The following is a 19383-nucleotide window of genomic DNA, read 5'->3' on the forward strand; positions in this document are numbered from 1 at the left end:
GCGCCACATGATCTCGGATACCTTGACGACGAACGGCGACCGGCCGTTTCGACATCGGTCCGGAATTTTTTTTGCGCGGCCTCGACGCGCTACGACCGGCCGTCCATCACGACGCGCCCTTCGGCGCGCCAGCGCAGCATCCCGCCGCCGAGATTCGCGACCGTGTCGAAGCCGGCTTTCTGCAGGATCACGTTCGCCTGCGCGGATCGCCCGCCGGCCCGGCACACGGTCACGACCGGCCGGTCGCGCGCGATCTCGCCGGTGCGTGCGGCCAGTTCGCCGAGCGGAATCGGCATCGCGCCGGGCAGGTGGCCGAGCGGGCCGGTGAATTCGTCCGGTTCGCGCACGTCGACGACCTGCACCGCCGGCAGATGATCCTCGAGCCATTGCGGATCGATTTCCCAGAAGCCGGCGAACGTATAGACGAGCGGCGCCCAGTCGGGCGATGCCTGCGCAGCGGGTGCGTTCGCGGCGACGCCGCACTGCAGGTTCGCCGGCACCGCGACGTCGATCTGGCGCGGGTGCGCAAGCCCGAGGTTGCGCATGTAGCCGGCGAAATCGTCTTCGCTGAGATCGCCGCCGAGGCGCGGATTGAAGCGCCGCTCCTCGCCGACGCTCGTCACCGTGAGCCCGCGATAGTCGTGCGCCGGATACAGCAGGCACGCGGCCGGCAACGTGAAGAGCCGGCCGTGCACCGCACGATACAGCGCGCGCGGGTCGCCCTGCTGGAAGTCGGTGCGGCCCGTGCCGCGGATCAGCAGGCAGTCGCCGGTGAACGCCATCGATTCGTCGTCGAGCACGAGGCTGATGCAGCCGTTCGTGTGGCCGGGCGTCGCGCGCACGGTCAGGTAGCGCGAGCCGAATGCGCAGCGGTCGCCGTCGTTCAGGTAGCGGTCGGCGCCCTGCGCGCCGCTCGCGGCCGAGATCGCGATCGCGCTGCCCGTGCGCTGCTTCAGCAGCCATGCGCCCGTCACGTGATCGGCATGCACGTGCGTGTCGACGGTCGCGACGAGCCGCAATCCGAGCTCGTCGAGCAGCGCCGCGTCGCGGCGCACCTGCTCGAATACAGGGTCGATCAGCAGCGCTTCGCGCGACGCGCTGTCGGCGAGCAGATACGTGTATGTCGACGATTGCGGGTCGAAAAGTTGCCGGAAGATCATCGCGAAGTTGCTCCGTCGCCTGTTCAGGTTGGTGTTGTGCGGACCACGTGCCGTGCGTCGTCGACGCGCGGGCAAGTGGATGCGAGTGCCGCCCCGTCCGTATGCCTGCCGCGCCGCATGACCCGGAAGTTCGCGGCTGCGTCTGCTACGCATCGTCGTCCGGCACCGGCGTCGGCATGATGACATCGACGCCAGGCAACCGGCATCGCACCTGCCGCGTTTCACACATCCATATAGCGTAGATCAAAATGCACGCGCCGCCGGCGTCCCATACGCGGCAACCGATTCCGACGACGAATGACGCGCGGCGGGACGATTCGCCGCGTCCGGACGGCGGCGCGCGCTGCCTTACACTACGGCCTGTTCTCGTCCCCGTTCCACTCCAGACGCTACACGCAACGCAGCGGTAGCCAATGGCGCATCAGAGACGCGAGGTTCCCAATCAGCGGAATCTCGGCTCGAATAGCACGAAAAAGGCCCGCTCTGAATTGCGCGAAGCGTGGAGCTCGGCCAATTTCAAGAAAAATCGGACGCTGACGCTAGAGCAGCGGTTTGTGCTGGAAGTAGTCCATGTGCGCCGAACAATGCGGCTCATGGAAAAAATGGACTGCGCCGCCGAACTGGAACTGAAGAAGAACGGCCCCCCTGACTTGTTCGCACTCGACCAGCTTCGTCGCACGATCGACGGCACTCGCTTCGATTGACAATAGTTGACTGACTGCGAGATCGCCAACGACCGGTCTCTCTCCCCGGAAATGGTAAATTCATACGAAAACCACACCTACGAGAGAACATATGGCCCGAGCCATGATCTGCGTCGGCGACACGACGACGCATGGTGGCCGCGTGCTGGAGGGCACCGCGACCGCAACCATTGACGGGAAACCCATTGCCGGTGTCGGGCACAAGGTACTTTGCCCGCAGTGCAAGGGGGTCTTTCCGATCCTACCCGCCACAGGGCGGCGATACCCGCACACCTTTGATGGACGAGAAACCGCCATTGAGGGGATGAAGACCGCGTGCGGGGCGACACTGATCGCCTCGCAATCGTCTGCGACGTTCGACGACATCGGATCAGGTGAAGCGACGACTGGCGGCGCAGTCGCTTCCGTCTCAGCCACTGCAGCGGCACTTGCCCCCTCGCCCACGCTCTGCCTCGAATGCCTGAAAACTGCGGCCGAGAATGCCGCGACGATGATCGCGCGCGGGTAGCACATGACCGGAAATTCGATCGAAGCATTCTTCCTCAAGCGGCAACAGCAGTTGACCATGCAAGTGCACCTGTATGCGCTTGTCGACGGCCTTCTTTACGCCAACGCGGCCAACGGTTCATCCCCGCAACGATCACAGTCGGCCGCCGCCTTGTTCGACAACACTCCCGACTCGTCGCTGGCCGATGCCGGACCGTGGCTAGTCGACTACGAGCTCGCATCCGGCAATACCCGCCGCACGCTTTCTGCGATGGCCAACAGTTCCGCGGGCGTGTCCTGGCTAATCAGCGCATTTCCGATTGAATCGCTCGCCGACGAGCTGCGCAACCGCCTCGACGTACGCTTGCCGGACGGGCGCACTGCCCTGCTCCGCTTCTACGATGCCCGCATCATGGCCGACGTCGCGTCGCTGATGGAATTAACGCAGCGCATGCAGTTCTTCGTGCCGACGTTCAACTGGCTCGTCGAAGTGAATGGAAAACTAAGGGGAGTACACCCGCATGCTTGAACTGACAAGCGAACAGATCGCCGGCCTTGCCGAGATCGATGCGCGCGGATATGTCGAACGCACCCGGCAGGATCTCGTCATAGCGGACCCGAAACTAGCCGACGACAGCACGCTGCCTGCGCGCCTCTGGAATGCATACGTCGAGGCTCGCCGGCTCGGTATCCAGTCCGACGAGAACATCGCGGCGTTTCTTCGAATCGAGGCATACGCACCGAAGTTTTACGAGAAACCTGCGACGCGCGCATGGATAACGCGCCCCGGCCGATCGGCCGACGAACGCTTTCACGATTACCTTCGCGTCATCAAGTGGCGCATCGAACATCCGGAATACAACGGGGGATCTCGAAATGGCGGGATTGGTAGTACCGATAATCGAAGCAGCGGCAGTGGAGCTTGGACCAGTATTGGCGCGAGCTGGCGTCGCCTTATTGGGCGGGGCGGCAGTGGCGGGAACTGGGAGTCTGTCGGGTGATACCCCAAAGGACGAAAGCAAGGCAAAACCGGACGTACGGGCGATTCCGCGCACGGGCGAGAGCTGCAAGAAGTGCCCACCTGAGGCGGGGAGCATGCAGCGCCGCAACTGGAGCATGAGTGACAACTCCCGAGAGTATCAAGGCCGAATTACGGGGTTCCCCTATAGCGTTGAAGAGGCCTGGAGCATGGAGTGGGTCTGGCAGCGCGACTTCGACGGCTTTCGACCGGAAAGCTGTTTGTTGATAGAAGCGAAGGGAAAGTACGATCAGTTCTTGAAGAAGGACGATGTACCGTACACCAAGACCTTTGATGACATGGAGGAGCAGGCTGGAGCTCAGGCCGCGGTTGTAGACGATCATCCTCCTGCAAGGTTGAAATGGTATTTTCAGACGGAGCGGACTTGGAACTACATGAGAACGCCGCTTGCCCGTCTTCGCGTCGAATCAGAATGGGTGCCCTGACAAACATGGAAATAGTTACGCAATTTCGTAGCCCTGCCGATTTCGCCCAGCCTGGCGATTTTGCGGCTCATCTTGTCCGTCTATGGCCGGTGGTTGAGGCCATGTCACGCGAGGACGAACGTTTAGGGCAGTGGTGGCTGAAGGCGGATACCGAGGAAGAAGCCCGTCTGTATCCCATGTATGAAGCGCCCGGCATACCTTCGACAGCCGTTTTGGCAGTCTTGGCGCAACGGTACGAAAAAAAGATGGACCTTCCTAAAGTATTTGGCTTCTGGAATGGTCAGATGGACGCGGCCAACAGCGCGAGGTTGAAGTTAGGCATCGATGCGAAGAGGCGGCCCAGCGAGGTAGAAATTGGGCTACCGGCACAGAGCGCAGTCTCGGCGGACGAGCACAGCTATGAGGGGGCGGCCAAGATAGTGGCCGCGATCGTCTCGGTTTATGACCCGATGTACGTCTCTGTTTCACCACGAGAGTATTTTCCCCGGCAGGTGTTTGATGACAAGCCTGGCGTTGGCTGGATGCTATATCTCCCGAAGCTCCTCACGGCTCAGCAAGTCCCGGAAGCACGCGAATTGATTCCAGTTCCCGAAGCCGGTCGGAAGCAGACCGGGACGATCATTGTGAGCGTCCCAGATGCCGTTTTTTCAGTGGACAACTCCGAACACGTCGACATTGCAAACCGTATCGAGATTCGGCTCGTCGACCAGGACCTTCTGCCCGCGTTCGCTGATCTGTAAGCACGATGCCGGCGCGGGAGTCCGCGCTGGCATCGTCGGTTAGGACAGCCTCAAGCTACGACATGGTTCTCCGGTATGCGCACCTTGCGCCCGACCATCTGGCACGACATGCCGAATCGGTCACAGTTTGGTCCCAAGGTATGACCGATTTCCATGCCACACTGGATCGCCAAGCGTCATGATCGGCCGCAACGCCATGACTAGCAGGAGTTCATCGTTTTGAGCATCACAATCCGTCTCTGCCCATCTGATACATGTCGCTGACGATCGATCCGAAGCAGGCCGCCGCGCTGCTGGCCGTCGCCGACACGGGCAGCTTCGAGCAGGCGGCCGTGCGCCTGCACGTGACCGCATCCGCCGTCACGCAGCGGGTCCGCGCGCTGGAGGCGAGCCTCGGCACGCCGCTCGTGCTGCGCACGCGGCCGTGCCGCCCGACGGTGGCCGGGCAGCGCGTGCTGCAGCACCTGCGCCGCGTCGCGCTGCTGCAGGCCGACCTGCAAAGCACGCTCGCGACCGAGCGCGAATCGCCGATCTCCGTGACGATCGCGCTGAATTCCGACAGCCTCGGCACGTGGTTCCTGCCCGCGCTGACTTCCGTGCTCGCGGGCGAGCGGATCCTGTTCGAGCTGATCGTCGAGGATCAGGACCACACGTTCGCGCTGCTCGAAAGCGGAATGGCGGTCGGCTGCGTGACGACCGAGCCGAAGCCGATGCGCGGCTGCATCGCGACGCCGCTCGGCACGATGCGCTACCGGTTGCTCGCGGCCGCCGCGTTCGCGGCACGCTGGTTTCCGCGCGGGCTGAACCGCACGAGCGCACGCAACGCGCCCGTCGTCGCGTATTCGCGGCGCGACACGCTGCAGTCGTCGTTCCTGAAGGAGAAGTTCGGGTTGCCGGAAGGTGCATACCCGTGCCATTACGTGCCGGGCACCCATTCGCACTTCGCGGCGGTGCGGCACGGGCTCGGCTACGCGATGGTGCCGGAGCCGCTGATCGGCACCGCGCCGCTCGACGCGCAGGGGCTCGTCGATCTTGCGCCCGCGCATCCGACCGACGTCACGCTGTACTGGCACGCGTGGACCGTGCAGTCGCCGACGATGGCGTCGCTGTCCGCGCGGGTAGTCGAAGCGGCGCGCCGGTTGCTCGCGCCGCTGCCGAAATGACATGAGCCGGTGACGACCCGGCTCGCGGCGGTTACGCGCGCCGCTGCGAGAAATACGCACCGACCGCGCCGACGAACGTATCGATGTCCGCGCGCGACACATCACAGTGGGTAACGAAGCGCGACGCGTACAGCATCTGCGTGAGAATCCCGCGCTCCTTGAGCCACGCCTCGAGCGGCGCGCAATCGGCTTCGGGAAATTGCGCGAACACCATGTTCGTCGCGTGCGACAGCACCTTCACGGATTCGATGCGCGCGAGGCCTGCCGCGAGATGCGCGGCGTTCGCATGATCGTCCGCGAGCCGCTCGACGTTGTGGTCGAGCGCATACAGGCACGCCGCCGCGAGAATGCCCGACTGCCGCATCCCGCCGCCGAGCACCTTGCGCCAGCGCTGCGCGCGCTCGATCAGCGCACGGCTGCCGACCAGCACCGAGCCGACCGGTGCGCCGAGCCCTTTCGAGAAGCAGATCGATACGGTATCGAACGGCGCGCACAACTCGGCGATCGGGCGCCCCGACGCGACGGCCGCGTTGCATACGCGCGCGCCGTCGAGGTGCGTCGACAGCCCGCGGCTGCGCGCGAACGCGACGGCTTCCTGCACATAGCCGTCCGGCAAGACCTGGCCGCCGATCGTGTTCTCGAGCGCGAGCAAGCGCGTGCGGGCAAAGTGATTGTCGATCGGCTTGATCGCCGAGGCGATCTTCGCGAGCGGCAGCGTGCCGTCCGGCGCGTTCTCGATCGGTTGCGGCTGGATGCTGCCCAGCACGGCCGCGCCGCCGCCTTCGTACTTGTAGGTGTGCGCGAGCTGGCCGACGATGTACTCGTCGCCGCGCTCGCAATGGGACATCAGCGCGGCCAGGTTGCTCTGCGTGCCGCTCGGGAAGAACAGGCCGGCCTCCTTGCGGGTCCGCTCGGCCACAGCCGCCTGCAGGCGCAGCACGGTCGGGTCGTCGCCCCATACGTCGTCGCCGACTTCGGCGGCAGTCATCGCGGCCAGCATTGCCTGGCTCGGACGTGTCACGGTATCGCTGCGTAAATCGATCATCTTCGTGCCCTGAGTGAACGCGGACCGGAACCGATGCGCCCGGCCCTGCCGAAACGAGACTCAGAGTGTACGCAATTCACGCAGCGCGTGCCGACGGTCGAGCCGCGGCCCCCACCTGCCACGCCCCTCCCGCGCGTCACCCGCGTTACACGCTAACGCGTCGAAACGGATCGGCCGCGCACGGCGGCACGCCGGGGGTTCCGCACGGTACGGGCGTGCGGATCGAACCGTTCCGATGACGCGACGCGCCATATTGCCGCACGTGCGTCAGACCGCCACGCCGCGGCCGCACGCGCCGCGAACGGCCTTCTTGATACGAATCAACGATTTATCCTGGAATCGCGCGCGGCAGGCTGGACATCTGCGACGAGTTGGCGCATTTCGCGGTGCAACATCGCGGCACATACTCCAGCCAACCCCGCCGCCTGTCGGCCGGGGTCCGCCGGCACCCGCCGGCGGGTATCGTCAGCTTCGGTCATCTGGTATGGACACCGCACTTTCGGCCCTCGATCTGGCCCGCCTGCAATTCGCGTTCACCGTCTCCTTTCACATCGTCTTTCCGGCGCTGAGCATCGGCCTCGCCAGCTTCATCGCCGTGCTCGAATATCGCTGGCTCAAGACCGGCAAGCAGTACTACAAGACCCTCTGTCTGTTCTGGTCGAAGATCTTCGCGGTCGCGTTCGGGATGGGCGTCGTCTCCGGCGTGGTGATGAGCTATCAGTTCGGCACCAACTGGTCGGGCTTCTCGAGCTTCGCCGGCGCCGTCACCGGCCCGCTGCTGATGTACGAGGTGATGACCGCGTTCTTCCTCGAAGCCGGCTTCCTCGGCATCATGCTGTTCGGCTGGAACCGCGTGAGCCCGCGCGCGCACTTCGGCGCGACGCTGATGGTCGCGATCGGCACGCTGATCTCGACGTTCTGGATCCTCGCGTCGAACAGCTGGATGCAGACGCCGCAGGGCTTCGAGATCGTCGACGGCCGCGTCGTGCCGACCGACTGGTTCGCGATCATCTTCAACCCGTCGTTCCCGTACCGCCTGTTCCACATGGCGATCGCCGCGTTCATCGTCGCCGCGCTGGTCGTGGCCGCGACGGGTGCATGGCACCTGCTGAAGGGCCGCCGCGACAGGGGCGTGAAGAAGATGTTCTCGATGGCGCTGTGGTTGCTGCTCGTACTCGCGCCGCTGCAGGCCTTGATCGGCGACCAGCACGGCATCAACACGCTGAAGCACCAGCCCGCGAAGATCGCCGCGATCGAAGGGCTGTGGGAAACCGAGAAGGGCGGCACGCCGCTCAACCTGTTCGGCATTCCGGACATGAAGGCGGAAACGACCCGCTACGCGGTGAAGGTGCCGCACCTCGGCAGCCTGATCCTCACGCACAGCTGGGACGGCGAGATTCGCGGGCTGAAGGAATTCCCGCCTGAGGACCGTCCGAACTCGACCGTCGTGTTCTGGAGCTTCCGGATCATGGTCGGCCTCGGCTTCGCGATGATCGGCCTCGCCGCGCTCGCGTGGCTGCTGCGCCGCCGCGGCCGCCTGTATGAATCGACGTGGTTCCAGCGCTTCGCGCTCGTGATGGGCCCGACCGGCTTCGTGTCGCTGCTCGCGGGCTGGGTGACGACCGAAGCGGGCCGCCAGCCGTGGGTCGTGTATGGCGTGATGCGCACCGCGCAGGCCGTGTCGCCGCTGTCGGTGCAGCAGGTCAGCCTGTCGATGATGACGTTCGTGATCGTGTACTTCCTCGTGTTCGGCACCGGCGTGTACTACATGCTGAAGCTGATGAAGGCCGGCCCCGCGCTGCCCGACGCGAAGCACGACGACACGCCCGACACGCGCCCCGATCACACCGCGCGCCGCCCGATGTCGGCCGTCGACGAGTTGATCGAGACCGTCTGAGCCCACCCCATCCGCAATCGAGAAAACCTATGGACGTCACCGTAATCTGGGCCGCGATTATCGCATTGGGGCTCTTCATGTACGTCGTGCTCGACGGCTTCGACCTCGGCATCGGCATCGTCTTCCCGTTCTTCCCGGACGAGAAGGAACGCGACCTGATGATGAACACGGTCGCGCCCGTGTGGGACGGCAACGAGACCTGGCTCGTGCTCGGCGGCGCCGGGCTGTTCGCGGTGTTCCCGATCGTCTATTCGACCGTGCTGTCGGCGCTGTACCTGCCGCTGATCTTCATGCTGGTCTGCCTGATCTTCCGCGGCGTGTCGTTCGAGATCCGCGCGAAGGCGCGACGCACCAAGCAGCTGTGGGATCTCGCGTTCATCGGCGGCTCGGCCGGCGCGACGTTGTTCCAGGGGATCGCGCTCGGCGCGTTCCTGCAGGGCATCACCGTGAAGGACGGCGTGTTCGCGGGCGACGCGTTCGACTGGCTCACGCCGTTCAGCCTGCTGACGGGCCTCGGCCTGATCGTGACCTATGCGCTGCTCGGCTGCTGCTGGCTCGTCGCGAAGACCGAAGGCGACCTGCAGCGCCGGCTGCATCGCGTGGTGTGGCCGCTGACCGTCGTGCTGCTCGGCTTCATCGCGGTCGTCAGCCTGTGGACGCCGCTGCAGGATCCGGCCATCGCGCAGCGCTGGTTCGATACGGGGCTATTCTGGCGCCTGCTGCCGGTGCCGTTCCTGGTCGCCGGGTGCGCAGTGTGGATGCGTCGCGCGGTGCGCGACCGGCACGACATGACGCCGTTCGTGCTCGCGCTGGCGCTCGTGCTGCTCGGCTACGTCGGCCTGCTCGTCACGCTGTTCCCGTATGCGATTCCGCAGACGATGACGATCTGGGAAGCGGCGGCGCCGCGTTCCAGCCAGACCTTCACGCTGGTCGGCGCAGCGGTTATCCTCCCGATCATCATCGCCTACACGACGATGGGTTATTGGGTATTCCGAGGCAAGGTGCGCCATGAAGACCAGCATTACTACCACCACTGATTCCGCCGATCGCCCGCCCGAGGCGCCCCGGCCGCGGATGCGCGGCTGGATGTGGTTCGTCGTGCTGTGGGCGGGCGGCGTGGTCGGCGCCGTCACGCTCGGTTATGCGTTCAAGATCTTCATGAACCTGACGCTGTTTGCGGTGAAGTGAAGTCAGGGCGCCGGCCGGGCGATCGCGCCACGCGCGTGGCCCGGGCGCGGCGCGCATCGATCGCCCGATGGATACGCGCTGCGCGGCCGCTTCCTCCGAGTGCGTTATTGAGGCGCCCGCCGCACGACGCCGAGCTTCAATCCCAGCATGCCGAATATGCGGTTCATCGTCTGAACCGTCCCGTCGCTGCGGCCCTGCTCGATATCCTGAATCGTCTTCGTCGACACGCCGGCGAGCTTCGCCATCTCGGCGCTCGTCAGCCGCATTGTCTACTTCAGATGGCGCACCGATTCGCGCAGCGACCAGTCGGGATGCGCGAGAACGTCCTCGATCGCTTGCCGCCGCAGCGCAAGCTGTTCGGGAAGCGACATTGCGTTATAGCGTTTGTCCATCGTGTCGCCTCCCGTCCGTTGAACACAATCATTCCAGCAGAAATCTATACAAATTGCGCACACGGCTGCGCGCAAATTATGTAGATATCTACCGAAACAGGAATCCTTGACGTTGCACCTGGCGGGAAGAAACGCCCGGAATTGCAACTCCGACTTACCGCCGCTCGCGCAGCGCCGCTTCGATCTTGCGATCGGTCTTGTACTGGCTCAGCGCATACACCGACCAGATCGCGGCCGGCAGCCAGCCGACGATCGTGAGTTGCAGGATCAGGCAGATCACACCGGCGATCGGGCGGCCGATCGTGAAAAACTGGAACCACGGCAGCAGCAGGGCAAGCAGAAGGCGCATCGGGAATCCTCTGGAGGCGTCGTTGAAAGTTCATGTGCTGCCAATATGGCGGGTTGCTTCCCTCATTTCAAGTCCGGGCCCGGCATGCTCCGGGCGATCGGCCGGACGAAAAAAGCCCTCGCGACATGCGAGGGCCAATCGAATTCGCCGGAGTGCGATCGTGCGGCGATCAGAACGTATGCCGCATGCCGATCCGCACGAGCGTCTGCGTGTTGCCCGCTGACGAGATGCCGTTGCCGACGTCGCCGACCGACGCCGTCGCGGCGACGACATTGCCGTACGGATCGAGCGTCTTGCCGCTCGCCTTCTGGTAGCCGACGAGGCCGTAGAGCGCGGTCCGCTTCGACAGGTAGTAGTACGACGCCAGGTTCAACTGGTGATACTTAGGCGCGGCTTCACCGCCGACCGAACTGCCGCGCGTGAAGTCGTAGCCGGCCGCGACGCGCAGCGCCGGCGACACCTGCCACGACGCCGTGCCGCCGACCGAGTTGTAGGTCGCGTTGCCCCGGAACGTCGAGAACGCGCCCGCCCGATACTGCGTGTTGCTGTACGACAGGCCGAGCGTCACCGCGCCGATCTGGTAGGTCGACGCGGCCGCGACGATCTGCATGCTCTTCGACGACGCAAAACCCTCGTTGATCGACGACCCGAACGTGCCGTCGTACGAGCCGGTCCATGCGCCGCCGTTCGCGCCGAATGCGTTGGTCGCATACAGGTAGGCCGCGCCGATCGCGAACGGCCCGTTCACGTACTGGCCGCCGACGCTCCACGTGTTCTGGTTCTTCGCGCTGCCCGCCTGGTTGCCGAAGCCGTACAGCCCGCCGAACGTGAAGCCGCCGAACGACGGGCTCACGTACTTGACCGAATTGTTCTCGCGCGACTGGTTGTCGATGTTGTCGAGATCGCCCGGATGCGCTCCCATGCCGGTCAGGAACGAACCCGGCCCGATCGAGCCGACGAAATCGACGATCGGATCGTACTGGCGGCCCATCGTCAACGTACCGTAGCGCGTGCTCGACAGCCCCATCCACGCCTGGCGACCGAACATCCGCCCGCCCTGGCCGAGCTGCCCGGTGCCGATGTTGAAGCCGCTCTCGAGCTGGAAGACGGCCGCGAGCCCGTCGCCGAGGTCTTCCTTGCCCTTCAGCCCCCAGCGGCTGCCGGACCACGTGCCGCTCGCGAAGCTGTAGCTCGACGCGCCGCGATACGCGACCGGCGAACCGAGCGACCCCTTGCTCGTCGCGACGCGCTGGTTGCTCGTGTACCCCAAACCCGCGTCGACGATCCCGTAGAGCGTGACGGTGCCTTGCGCATGCGCCGCCGTGCAGAGGCCGCCGGCAACGCAAAGCGCAAAAGTGATCTTCTTCATGTAGAGGATTCCTATTTATTAAATCGATACCACCCGAAACGATGCATCCGGTTACCCGGAATGCCGACCTACGCCGAACCGGACAGCCACTGCGCGACCCGCGCGACGAGCAGGTCCGCTTCGTCGAAGTTCTCGACGCCCGCCACCTGCGGCGCGTCGCAAATCGTGAACACCGGCTTGCCCCATTGCAGCCCGAGCGCGATCTCGGACAACGTGCCGAGCCCGCCGCCGACCGCGATCAGGCACAGCGACGCGCGAGCGATCAGCGCGTTGCGCGTGATGCCGAGCCCGGTGGGCAGCGCGACGGTCAGATACGGATTCGCGTGCTGCGCATCGTCCTCGGGCAGCAGCCCGATCGCACAGCCGCCTGCCGCATGCGCACCGCGCGCGGCCGCCTCCATCACGCCCTGCTTGCCGCCGCCGACGATCGCGACGCCCGCCGCCGCGAGCCCGTGCGCGATTCGCTCGGCGATGGCAAGCTGGGCGTCCGTCGCATCGCGCGGGCCGATCACGCCGACCGGCATCCGGTGCCGGGTCGCGCCGCGCTGCCGTTGCGCGAGTTGCTCCAGCGCGTCGCGCGCCTGGTTCGACCATTCAATGATGTCGTTGCCGTGCAAGTCCTTCCCCCAATGCAAGAACGCAGGTGCAGAGCGCCGTCAGCACGATCGACAGCACGGCGGCCTGCGAGAAATCGGTCTGTCCGTCGGACAGCTTCAGGTACATCAGCAGCGGCAGGATGTTGATCTGCGTGCCGGCCAGCGCGAGCGCCGTGCCGTATGTGCCGAGCGCGATCGCGCTGACGAGGCACCACGCCGACGCGATCGACGGCCACAGCTCGCGCCACGCGACGTCGAACCACGCGCGCCACGGCCGCGCGCCGAGCGTCAGCGCCGCCTCGAGCGGCCGCCGGTCGAGATTCGCGAGCGCCGGGTAGAGGATCAGCGCGACCCGCGGGATCAGGTAGTACGCGTACGCGAACGCGAGCCCCGGCATCGTGTAGATCGCGCCGCCGACCACGGTCGGGTCCGCGCCGAGCGACGCCAGCAGCGTCGTCACGAAACCGGCGCGGCCGAACACGAGGATGAAGCCGTACGCGATCACGAGGCCGGAGAACGCCAGCGGCACGCCGAGCAGCGCGAGCGACCAGCGGCGGCGCGCCGGCGACTGCCCGGCCAGCACGAACGCGACCGGCACGCCGACCGCGACGGACAGCGTGCCGGCGCCGATCGCGAGCGCCAGCGAACGCACGATGGCGTCGGCGACGAGCGGATCGCCGAATACCGCGGAGAACGCACGACCGCCGCCGTCGAACGCGGCGCCGACGAGCGCGGCGAGCGGCAGCGCGAAGCACACCGCGAACAGCCCGGCCGCCGGCACCGCGCCGTAGCGGCGCAGGACGCCGCGCTGCATGGACGAGACCCGCATCCCGTTCCCCTTACTTGCCGAGCGTGGCCTGCGACCAGAGCTGGTCGACCTCGGCCTTGCGCGTCGCGGCCTTCGCGACATCGAGCGGACGCACCTGCGGCGCGTTCGGCAGCTTCGCGGCAACCTCCTGCGCGACCGGCGTGCCGGGCACGGCCGGGCGCACGTAGCCCTGCGCGAACAGCGCCTGGCCGACATCGCTCATCACGAGGTTGAGCCACAACTGCGCGGCGGCCGGGTTCGGGCCGTTCTTCACCAGACTCATCGCGTACGGCGCCGATACGCTGCCGTCCTGCGGAATCACGACGTCGGCCGCGTCGCCCATGCCGTCCGTGTACTTCGCCTTGAGCCCGTCGTTCTCGTAGCCGATCAGGATCGGAATCTCGCCCTTGACGAACTTCGCGTACGGCGTCGTCCCCTCGACGCGCAGCACGTTGCCCGCCTGCTTCAGCTTGCCGAAGAAATCCGCGCCCGGCTTCGGGTTGTCGACGCTGCCGCCGTTCGCATAGGCGGCGGCGAACACGGCGACCTGCCCCTGCCCGGTCGAGCGCGGGTCGAGATAGACGACCGCATTGCGATATTCGGGCTTCAGCAGGTCGGACCAGCGCTGCGGCACGTTCTTCACGAGCTTCCGGTTGACGAGCAACGCGATGTTCAGCGAGTGCACGGCGAACCAGCGGCCGTCGGCTGCGCGGAACACCGGCGGCAGCTTGTCGAAATTGACCGGCTTGAACGGCGCGACGACGTCCTTGGCCGTCGCATCGAGCGCCGACGCCGCGAAGTAATACGCGGTGTCGGCCTGCGGGCGGCGCCGCGACTTGTCGAGCGCGACGACCGTGGCCGCCGAGCCGATGTCGTTGTACGTGATCTCGACCTTCGGATAGCGCTTGCGGAATTCGGCGAACAGCGATTTCCAGTTCGCCCATTCCGGGCCCGTGTCGAACGACACGACGAGCCCTTCGTCGGCGGCCTTCTCGTACAGCGCGTCCTCGCCGGGATACAGCGGCGCGGCATGGGCCAGCGCCGGCGCGAGGGTCGCGAACGCACAGAGCGCCAGCAGGCGGCGGCGCGTCGCAATAAGGAAGTGGCGGCGTGCAGACATCGTGATTCTCCGTTGGATGAATAGGGGCGCCCGCGCTTACGCGGCGGGCAGCACGAGCAGGTGGTGCGGCTCGATCGACACGCAGCGCGCGGGCAGCTCGCGCCCTTCGCCGAGCAGCGCGTCGGTCGCACCGGCCGGCACGAAGTCGAAGCGCTGCGTCGCGCCGAAATAGCGCACCTCGCCGACCCGGCCGTCGATGCGGTTCGCGACGTATTCGGGCGGATCGGGCTGCAGGTGCTCCGGCCGGACCAGCACGTCGACCGTGTCGCCCGGCCGGTGCGCGCCCGTATCCGCGCACAGCGTGGCGAACCGCACGTCGACCGCGCCGTGCGCGAGCACGCGGCCGCGCAGCAGCGTCGAATGGCCGACGAAGCGGGCGACCTGCGCGGTCGCCGGACGCTCGTACAGGTCGCGCGGGGTGCCGGCCTGCAACATGCGTCCGCCGTCGACGATCGCCACGCGATCGGCCATGCTGAGCGCCTCGTCCTGGTCGTGCGTGACGAGCAGCGTCGTCGCGCCGCACGCGCGCTGCAGCGCGCGGATTTCGTCGCGCAACTGGTGGCGAATGCCGGCATCGAGCGCGGCGAGCGGCTCGTCGAGCAACAGCAGCTTCGGTTCAATCACGAGTGCGCGGGCCAACGCGACGCGCTGCTGCTGGCCGCCGGACAGCAGCGCCGTACTGCGGTCGGCCTGCGCCGCGAGGCCGACGCGTTCGAGCATCTCGAGCGCGCGGCGGCGGCGCAGTGCCGCCGTCATGCCGCGCATCTTCAGGCCATAGCCGACGTTGTCGACGACCGACAGGTTCGGAAACAGCGCGTAGTGCTGGAACACCATCCCGATCTCGCGCTGCCACACCGGCACGCCGGCCATGTCGCGGCCGACGATCGCGATGCGTCCGCGGTAGCCGTCGAGCAGCCCGGCGGCGAGGCGCAGCAGCGTCGATTTGCCGGAGCCGCTGCGGCCCATCACGGCGAGCAGTTCGCCCTGGGCCGCGGACAACGTGACCGCGTCGACGCCGTGACGGGCGCCCGGATACTGAAAGCTGACGTTTTCGAAATCGAGACTCATGACGGTTTCACTTCAGGCGTTGCACGGTGAAGACGGAGGCGAGCGTCGCGAGCACGGCGAGGACGAGCAGCACGACGGTCGCCGCGCAGGCCATCCCCGACGCGCCGTAGAACGCCTGCAGCAGCACGATCGGATAGTTGCGATAGCGGAAACCCGCGATCAGGTTCGAGATCTGGAATTCGCCGATCGACAGCGCGGCGACCATCACGAGGCCGGAAAACAGGCTGTGCCGCAGGTTAGGCACCACGATCGTGAAGAACTGGCGCAGCGGCGTCGCGCCGAGCGTTGCCGCACACGCCTCGAGATGGGCGAGCCCCAGGTGGCGCAGGTCGCTCAGTAGCGTCTGCAGCAAATACGGAAGCGTCAGCACCGCGTGCGCTGCGATCATCAGCGGCAGCGTGCCGAGCCACGGCAGCGCATCGCCGCTGAAGATCGCGATGTAGCCGAACCCGAGCGTCAGCGCCGGCACCGCGATCGGCATCAGCATCACGACGCGCGCCGCGAAGCCGCGGCCGGCCAGTGCGCGGTGATGCAGCGCATACGCGAGCGGCAGCGCCAGCACGGCATTGATCGCACAGCAGGCGAGCGCAACGACGAGGCTCACGCCGAATGCGCGGGTAAAGCTGCGGTTCGCGGCCAGATCCGCAAACCAGTGCGACGTGATGCCGGACGGCAGCAGCGTGTTCGTCCACGACTGGCCGACCGAGCCGATCAGCAGCAGCGCGATCGGCAACGCGAGGTACAGCGCGAAGGCCGCGACGAATGCCTGCAGCAGCAGGCGTCCCGCCAACGCGCGCGGCCGTTTGTTACGACGAATCGGAATAGCTTCGGCAAGGGCCGGAGCGGATGGCGGATGCATGGCGAAACTCGCTGGCGGATACGGAATGGGTCACGCAACGCCCGCCGGACAGGGCCGACATGCGTTGTCGTGACGGACGCAGTGTGCGGATCCGACATGGCATCGTCATGAAAAAAACGTACAACGCCCGCATCGATCTGTGCGCGCAAGGAATAGTTCGCCGTGAAGCACCTGTTTCCCAACATCGCGGAGCTGCACGCGTTCGCGAGTTCCGTGAAGTACCTGAATTTCTCGTATGCGGCCCGCGAGCTCGGCCTGACGCCGAGCGCGGTCAGCCGGCAGATCGCGAATCTCGAGGCGCTGTTCGGCGTCAAGCTGTTCGTGCGCGAGGGGCGCAATCTCACGCTCACGCGGGCCGGGCAGGTCTATCACGCGCGCGTGATCGGCCCGCTGCGCGAGATCGGCAACGCGTCGATCGAATTGCTGAGCGCGCGCGAGAACAGCGATCTGCTGACGATCGCGAGCGTGCCGACCTTCACGACGAAGTGGCTGGTGCCGCGGCTCGCGCGCTTCCTGGCCGTCGCGCCGGGTGTCACGCTGAGTTTTCGCCGCCATCTGGCCCACGGCGACGTGTTTCCGTTCGGACTCGACGCGGCGATCCGCTATGGCGACGGCGCATGGGAAGGCGTGCGCTGCGATTACCTGGACGGCCGGACGTTCGTGCCGGTCTGTTCCCGTGAATTCGCGGCGCGGCATGCGCTGCGCAAGCCGGCCGACGCGGCATCCGCGCCGCGGCTGGTGCACGAGCAGGCGGAGATCGCGTGGTCGATGTGGGCGGAGCGCCATCGCGCGGCACACATGAACGCGCTGTCAGGGCCGCGCTTCGAACAGTATTCGGTGTTGATCCAGGCCGCGCAGGCCGGGCTCGGGCTCGCGCTCGTGCCGCGTTTCCTGATCGTCGACACGCTCGCGACCGGCGCGCTCGTCGAACCGTTCGACGCCTCCGTCGACGTCGACGCGCAAGGGCACTACCTGTGCTACGCGCCGGAGCGCCTGGAGACGAGCGCTGCGTTGCGGCGCTTCAGGGAATGGATGCTCGACGAATGCGCGAACGGATGAGCCTGTCCGGCATGGCCGGACAGGCTCGGGCGGCTGGAGCCGGGCAAGCCCGGGCGGCGTAGCCGGACAAGCTCGGACGGCATGGGACTGGGCAAGCCCGGGCGGCATGGCCGGACAGGCTCAGGCGGCTGGAGCCGGGCAAGCCCAGGCGGCAATCCCGGCAGGCTCGGGCGGCACGGCGGCGCCGGAAGCGCAGCGCCACGCCGCCCGTCACGCTCAACGCCCGATACCGAGCCCCGGCAGCACGCGCGTGTTCTCGGCCACGACCGCATGCAGCAGGCGCGGATCGGCGCCGAGCAGTTCGAGGATCGTCGGCGCGACCTGCTTCGTGCCGACCAGATCGTTCACGGTGCGCGCGCGATGGATGCCCGGGTACGACACGAGCAGGCCGAGGTGGCTGTCGTCCGGCGCGTTGCCGCCGTGCTCCTCGTCCTTCTTCGTGCTCGACGTATAGATCACGCCCGGATTCGGCTGGACGATGATGTCCGGCGTACGGCCGTTGGCCGGATCGCCGAAGCGGTCGGCGAGCGCCGCGCCGTACAGGATGTAGGCCTGCGAGCCGTCCGCGCAGATCCCCGGCGCGTTGCAGCCGAGGTTCGCCTTCAGCGTCTGCACGACGGCCGTGCGCTGGCTGCGGTCGCGCAGCCAGATCAGGCCGACGTCGTCGGTCTGCACGAAGCCCGTGCCGACCAGGCCCGACCCGTCGTTCAGGTTGCCCGTCGACGTGTTGTTCTGGCCGAAGTTGCCGTTCGGGTCGAGGTAGTTGTTCGCTTCGAGCAGCTTCGTCAGCGTATCGCCGTTCTTCACGAGCTTCGTGCGGTCGGTCGGCGACTGGCCGTGCTTCGCCGTGACGATCACGGCCGTCGACGTGTACAGGTTGGCCTGCTTCAGCGCCGCGACGACATGGCCGATCGAGTTGTCGACATACGTGATCGCATTCGCGACCTGACCGTTCGGCGTGAAATCCGCGTCGAGATACCCGCCGCCCTTCGCGACCGGCGACTTCTGCGCGACGCTCAGCGTCTGGAAGTTGGCGCCGAACAGCGTCGGCACCGGCGCGCTCTTGGTGCCCGTCGAATCGCGGCCTTCGATCTGGTTGATCAGCGCCTGCACGTGCAGGTTGTCGAAGCGCGCGGTGTGCGAGTAGACGTCCGTGTACGCGGTGTTCGTCGCCGGGTCGATCGAGTTGATCTCGGTGCGCATCAGATCGTCGACGCCGGTGCCCGACGGGCCGTTCAGCCAGTCGTAGCCCCACGCGTGCTTGTCGGCCCACGCGGTGTGCGCATTCGGCACGCCGGCCTTCACGGCCTCGAACACCGTGTTGGTCTTCAGGTAGTTGTGCGGATAGACCGGCACGCACTGGCCGCCCACGCGCGCATGCGGGATCGCCTGCGGGTTGAACGCGCCGCCGCCGTCGAGGTGCACGAGCTGGCCGCCGTTGATCGCGTCGATGCCGGTCGTTTCGTCGAACACGACGTTCCAGCCCTGCTTGCCCGAGCACGTCGTGTCGCTCGGCGCATACAGGTTGCGGTCGTACGACACGTCGTAGAACAGGCCGGCCGTCTTCGGCGAGCCGCCCGTCACGAGCGCCGCGAGGCCCGGGAACGAATCAGACAGGCCGGGCGTGTACGCATTCGTGTACGTCACGCCGCTCTTGGCGAGCACCGCGATGTTCGGACACGTGTTCGCGCCGATACAGCGCGCGAGATCCTGCTCGTGCAGGCCGTCGACGCTGATCAGCAGCACGTGCTTCACGACGCGGCGCGCGTGGCCGTCGTTCCCGCCCTGACTGTCGCCGTCCTGCTGCGCCGCGTACGCGCCCATGCTTGCGAGCGCCAGCGCGCCCGCCACCATCGCGGCCATCTTTCGCTGCTTACCGAAGAACGAAATCATCACCCCACCTCGTCGATTGATGT

23 protein-coding genes are annotated in these 19383 nt (G+C 66.5%); 11 read left to right on the forward strand and 12 right to left on the reverse strand.

Annotated features, from left to right (window positions below; all coding sequences use genetic code 11):
- Positions 1-89: 89 nt before the first annotated feature.
- Positions 90-1160, reverse strand: a complete 1071-nt coding sequence (locus ACM6JT_RS19030) for a rhodanese-like domain-containing protein (protein ID WP_105391115.1) — start codon at positions 1158-1160, stop codon at positions 90-92.
- A gap of 413 nt (positions 1161-1573) precedes the next feature.
- On the opposite strand from ACM6JT_RS19030, the gene ACM6JT_RS19035 reads away from it, so the two are divergent.
- The 7 genes from ACM6JT_RS19035 (at position 1574) to ACM6JT_RS19065 (ending at position 5717) form a co-directional block, all read left to right on the forward strand.
- Positions 1574-1864 carry a hypothetical protein gene (locus ACM6JT_RS19035; protein WP_243565782.1) on the forward strand — a complete coding sequence of 97 codons (291 nt, stop codon included), beginning with the start codon at positions 1574-1576 and terminating at the stop codon, positions 1862-1864.
- 91 nt (positions 1865-1955) lie between these two features.
- On the forward strand, positions 1956-2372 hold the full coding sequence (locus tag ACM6JT_RS19040) for a PAAR domain-containing protein (protein ID WP_414857052.1): 417 nt from the start codon (positions 1956-1958) through the stop codon (positions 2370-2372).
- Between the two features lie 3 nt (positions 2373-2375).
- A complete protein-coding gene (locus tag ACM6JT_RS19045) occupies positions 2376-2879 on the forward strand; it encodes a DUF4123 domain-containing protein (protein ID WP_414857053.1) in 504 nt (167 codons plus the stop codon).
- On the forward strand, positions 2872-3351 hold the full coding sequence (locus ACM6JT_RS19050; protein WP_414857054.1) for a hypothetical protein: 480 nt from the start codon (positions 2872-2874) through the stop codon (positions 3349-3351). Before ACM6JT_RS19045 ends, ACM6JT_RS19050 begins: the two co-directional genes overlap by 8 nt.
- On the forward strand, positions 3236-3814 hold the full coding sequence (locus ACM6JT_RS19055) for a restriction endonuclease fold toxin 5 domain-containing protein (RefSeq protein WP_243566824.1): 579 nt from the start codon (positions 3236-3238) through the stop codon (positions 3812-3814). Before ACM6JT_RS19050 ends, ACM6JT_RS19055 begins: the two co-directional genes overlap by 116 nt.
- Positions 3815-3819: 5 nt before the next feature.
- The gene (locus ACM6JT_RS19060) at positions 3820-4554 is read left to right on the forward strand and encodes an immunity 52 family protein (protein ID WP_414857202.1); all 735 of its coding nucleotides are present in this window, start codon (positions 3820-3822) and stop codon (positions 4552-4554) included.
- A 254-nt stretch (positions 4555-4808) separates the two neighbouring features.
- Complete coding sequence (locus ACM6JT_RS19065; RefSeq protein WP_105390533.1) at positions 4809-5717, forward strand: HTH-type transcriptional regulator ArgP; 909 nt, start codon at positions 4809-4811, stop codon at positions 5715-5717.
- 31 nt (positions 5718-5748) lie between these two features.
- On the opposite strand, the gene ltaE is transcribed toward ACM6JT_RS19065, so the two are convergent.
- Positions 5749-6762: a low-specificity L-threonine aldolase gene (gene ltaE / locus ACM6JT_RS19070; protein ID WP_414857055.1), complete on the reverse strand. Its 1014-nt coding sequence runs from the start codon at positions 6760-6762 to the stop codon at positions 5749-5751.
- A 484-nt stretch (positions 6763-7246) separates the two neighbouring features.
- Here ltaE and ACM6JT_RS19075 point away from each other — a divergent pair, with 484 nt between their 5' ends.
- The 3 genes from ACM6JT_RS19075 to ACM6JT_RS19085 are packed head-to-tail and all read left to right on the forward strand — an operon-like array spanning position 7247 to position 9847.
- A complete protein-coding gene (locus tag ACM6JT_RS19075) occupies positions 7247-8659 on the forward strand; it encodes a cytochrome ubiquinol oxidase subunit I (RefSeq protein WP_414857056.1) in 1413 nt (470 codons plus the stop codon).
- Positions 8660-8688: 29 nt separating this feature from the next.
- Positions 8689-9696: a cytochrome d ubiquinol oxidase subunit II gene (cydB, locus tag ACM6JT_RS19080; RefSeq protein ID WP_034181659.1), complete on the forward strand. Its 1008-nt coding sequence runs from the start codon at positions 8689-8691 to the stop codon at positions 9694-9696.
- A complete protein-coding gene (locus ACM6JT_RS19085; RefSeq protein ID WP_034181658.1) occupies positions 9668-9847 on the forward strand; it encodes a hypothetical protein in 180 nt (59 codons plus the stop codon). Before cydB ends, ACM6JT_RS19085 begins: the two co-directional genes overlap by 29 nt.
- Positions 9848-9951: 104 nt before the next feature.
- On the opposite strand, the gene ACM6JT_RS19090 is transcribed toward ACM6JT_RS19085, so the two are convergent.
- The 9 genes from ACM6JT_RS19090 to ACM6JT_RS19130 all read right to left on the reverse strand — a co-directional run bounded on the left by ACM6JT_RS19090 (position 9952) and on the right by ACM6JT_RS19130 (position 16408).
- A complete protein-coding gene (locus tag ACM6JT_RS19090) occupies positions 9952-10113 on the reverse strand; it encodes a helix-turn-helix domain-containing protein (RefSeq protein ID WP_279512519.1) in 162 nt (53 codons plus the stop codon).
- Positions 10114-10116: 3 nt separating this feature from the next.
- Complete coding sequence (locus ACM6JT_RS19095; protein WP_258170513.1) at positions 10117-10239, reverse strand: hypothetical protein; 123 nt, start codon at positions 10237-10239, stop codon at positions 10117-10119.
- Between the two features lie 154 nt (positions 10240-10393).
- The gene (locus ACM6JT_RS19100) at positions 10394-10588 is read right to left on the reverse strand and encodes a YqaE/Pmp3 family membrane protein (protein WP_105390536.1); all 195 of its coding nucleotides are present in this window, start codon (positions 10586-10588) and stop codon (positions 10394-10396) included.
- Positions 10589-10757: 169 nt separating this feature from the next.
- On the reverse strand, positions 10758-11957 hold the full coding sequence (locus ACM6JT_RS19105) for a porin (protein WP_414857057.1): 1200 nt from the start codon (positions 11955-11957) through the stop codon (positions 10758-10760).
- 68 nt (positions 11958-12025) lie between these two features.
- Entirely contained in the window at positions 12026-12574 is a 549-nt protein-coding gene (locus ACM6JT_RS19110; RefSeq protein WP_165948121.1) for a TIGR00725 family protein, read from the reverse strand.
- On the reverse strand, positions 12552-13382 hold the full coding sequence (locus ACM6JT_RS19115; protein ID WP_414857058.1) for an ABC transporter permease: 831 nt from the start codon (positions 13380-13382) through the stop codon (positions 12552-12554). Before ACM6JT_RS19115 ends, ACM6JT_RS19110 begins: the two co-directional genes overlap by 23 nt.
- Positions 13383-13392: 10 nt before the next feature.
- On the reverse strand, positions 13393-14481 hold the full coding sequence (locus ACM6JT_RS19120; protein WP_414857059.1) for an extracellular solute-binding protein: 1089 nt from the start codon (positions 14479-14481) through the stop codon (positions 13393-13395).
- A gap of 36 nt (positions 14482-14517) precedes the next feature.
- A complete protein-coding gene (locus ACM6JT_RS19125) occupies positions 14518-15549 on the reverse strand; it encodes an ABC transporter ATP-binding protein (protein ID WP_414857060.1) in 1032 nt (343 codons plus the stop codon).
- Positions 15550-15556: 7 nt separating this feature from the next.
- The gene (locus tag ACM6JT_RS19130; RefSeq protein WP_034181650.1) at positions 15557-16408 is read right to left on the reverse strand and encodes an ABC transporter permease; all 852 of its coding nucleotides are present in this window, start codon (positions 16406-16408) and stop codon (positions 15557-15559) included.
- 162 nt (positions 16409-16570) lie between these two features.
- Between ACM6JT_RS19130 and ACM6JT_RS19135 the strand changes: the two genes are divergently transcribed.
- Positions 16571-17467 carry a LysR family transcriptional regulator gene (locus tag ACM6JT_RS19135; RefSeq protein WP_217590281.1) on the forward strand — a complete coding sequence of 299 codons (897 nt, stop codon included), beginning with the start codon at positions 16571-16573 and terminating at the stop codon, positions 17465-17467.
- 216 nt (positions 17468-17683) lie between these two features.
- Here the strand turns inward: ACM6JT_RS19135 and ACM6JT_RS19140 are convergent, their stop codons facing one another.
- Entirely contained in the window at positions 17684-19360 is a 1677-nt protein-coding gene (locus ACM6JT_RS19140) for an alkaline phosphatase family protein (RefSeq protein ID WP_034181648.1), read from the reverse strand.
- Positions 19361-19383: the final 23 nt, after the last annotated feature.

It is taken from the genome of Burkholderia sp. IT-111MI5, assembly GCF_949752865.1.
Lineage (GTDB): Bacteria > Pseudomonadota > Gammaproteobacteria > Burkholderiales > Burkholderiaceae > Burkholderia > Burkholderia pyrrocinia_C.

Bases quoted from the DNA above. Each gene is read 5' to 3' on its own strand.
- ACM6JT_RS19060 (WP_414857202.1), top strand. From the start codon at position 3,820: ATGGAAATAGTTACGCAATTTCGTAGCCCTGCCGATTTCGCCCAGCCT.
- ACM6JT_RS19040 (WP_414857052.1), top strand. From the start codon at position 1,956: ATGGCCCGAGCCATGATCTGCGTCGGCGACACGACGACGCATGGTGGC.
- ltaE (WP_414857055.1), bottom strand. From the start codon at position 6,762: ATGATCGATTTACGCAGCGATACCGTGACACGTCCGAGCCAGGCAATG.
- ACM6JT_RS19095 (WP_258170513.1), bottom strand. From the start codon at position 10,239: ATGGACAAACGCTATAACGCAATGTCGCTTCCCGAACAGCTTGCGCTG.
- ACM6JT_RS19115 (WP_414857058.1), bottom strand. From the start codon at position 13,382: ATGCGGGTCTCGTCCATGCAGCGCGGCGTCCTGCGCCGCTACGGCGCG.
- ACM6JT_RS19130 (WP_034181650.1), bottom strand. From the start codon at position 16,408: ATGCATCCGCCATCCGCTCCGGCCCTTGCCGAAGCTATTCCGATTCGT.
- ACM6JT_RS19045 (WP_414857053.1), top strand. From the start codon at position 2,376: ATGACCGGAAATTCGATCGAAGCATTCTTCCTCAAGCGGCAACAGCAG.
- ACM6JT_RS19030 (WP_105391115.1), bottom strand. From the start codon at position 1,160: ATGATCTTCCGGCAACTTTTCGACCCGCAATCGTCGACATACACGTAT.
- ACM6JT_RS19085 (WP_034181658.1), top strand. From the start codon at position 9,668: ATGAAGACCAGCATTACTACCACCACTGATTCCGCCGATCGCCCGCCC.
- ACM6JT_RS19120 (WP_414857059.1), bottom strand. From the start codon at position 14,481: ATGTCTGCACGCCGCCACTTCCTTATTGCGACGCGCCGCCGCCTGCTG.
- ACM6JT_RS19140 (WP_034181648.1), bottom strand. From the start codon at position 19,360: ATGATTTCGTTCTTCGGTAAGCAGCGAAAGATGGCCGCGATGGTGGCG.
- ACM6JT_RS19100 (WP_105390536.1), bottom strand. From the start codon at position 10,588: ATGCGCCTTCTGCTTGCCCTGCTGCTGCCGTGGTTCCAGTTTTTCACG.
- ACM6JT_RS19035 (WP_243565782.1), top strand. From the start codon at position 1,574: ATGGCGCATCAGAGACGCGAGGTTCCCAATCAGCGGAATCTCGGCTCG.
- ACM6JT_RS19065 (WP_105390533.1), top strand. From the start codon at position 4,809: ATGTCGCTGACGATCGATCCGAAGCAGGCCGCCGCGCTGCTGGCCGTC.
- ACM6JT_RS19105 (WP_414857057.1), bottom strand. From the start codon at position 11,957: ATGAAGAAGATCACTTTTGCGCTTTGCGTTGCCGGCGGCCTCTGCACG.
- ACM6JT_RS19050 (WP_414857054.1), top strand. From the start codon at position 2,872: ATGCTTGAACTGACAAGCGAACAGATCGCCGGCCTTGCCGAGATCGAT.
- ACM6JT_RS19090 (WP_279512519.1), bottom strand. From the start codon at position 10,113: ATGCGGCTGACGAGCGCCGAGATGGCGAAGCTCGCCGGCGTGTCGACG.
- cydB (WP_034181659.1), top strand. From the start codon at position 8,689: ATGGACGTCACCGTAATCTGGGCCGCGATTATCGCATTGGGGCTCTTC.
- ACM6JT_RS19125 (WP_414857060.1), bottom strand. From the start codon at position 15,549: ATGAGTCTCGATTTCGAAAACGTCAGCTTTCAGTATCCGGGCGCCCGT.
- ACM6JT_RS19075 (WP_414857056.1), top strand. From the start codon at position 7,247: ATGGACACCGCACTTTCGGCCCTCGATCTGGCCCGCCTGCAATTCGCG.